This window comes from Stenotrophomonas sp. GbtcB23, from assembly GCF_019091045.1.
Lineage (GTDB): Bacteria > Pseudomonadota > Gammaproteobacteria > Xanthomonadales > Xanthomonadaceae > Stenotrophomonas > Stenotrophomonas rhizophila_A.
Window position 1 is genome coordinate 1 of record NZ_JAGXKC010000154.1, and the last position, 659, is coordinate 659.

The window sequence follows — 659 nt, forward strand, 5'->3', positions numbered from 1 at the left end:
CGGAACCCCCTCGCTTCTTGAGACTGCCTCCATCCGGTCGCGCTGTGTGGCCGGGCGTTTTCAACCGATGGAGGTTCACACCATGCGTTCCGCTCCTTTGCGGCCTGCCGCCACTGTCTCGACCGCTGCTGCGCAGCCCCAACGCTATCTCACCAACGACGAAGCCGCCGAGTACCTGCGCCTGTCGCCGCGCACGCTGGAAAAGCAGCGCGTGATCGGCGGCGGCCCGCGCTTTCGCAAGTTCGGCCGGCGCGTCATGTACGCCGGGGCCGACCTCGACACCTGGGCCGCCGACCGCAGTTTCGAGACGACCTCCGATCCCGAATACGCCGAGCACCACTCGGCCGACAGTCGTGCGCGCTGATCGGCGGGGCGCGGCAGGCCATCGCCATGTCCAGCACCGCGCTGCCGTCCCGGCAGCGGCCGTTGCAGGAGCGCGAACAGCTCGACCTGTTCCGCGCCTTGCCCGGCGACATGGCACCGCGCGACAGCCAGGACTTGATGGCCTATCCGTTCTTCTCGCTCGGCAAGTCCAAGCGGGTCAAGCCCATCGACTTCCGCGCGGGCAACGTGACGATCCGTGTGGAAGGCACGCAGGAGCATGGCATCGCCACGATTTGGGATGCGGACGTGCTGATATGGGCGGCTTCGCAGATCGT

2 protein-coding genes are annotated in these 659 nt (G+C 67.5%); both read left to right on the plus strand.

From position 1 onward, the window contains the following. Positions 1 to 82: 82 nt before the first annotated feature. Entirely contained in the window at positions 83 to 364 is a 282-nt protein-coding gene (locus KVS69_RS18550) for a helix-turn-helix domain-containing protein (protein ID WP_217539453.1), read from the plus strand. A 26-nt stretch (positions 365 to 390) separates the two neighbouring features. After that, positions 391 to 659: replication initiator protein A (locus tag KVS69_RS18555; protein WP_217539452.1), on the plus strand; the 269-nt coding region annotated here is incomplete at its 3' end.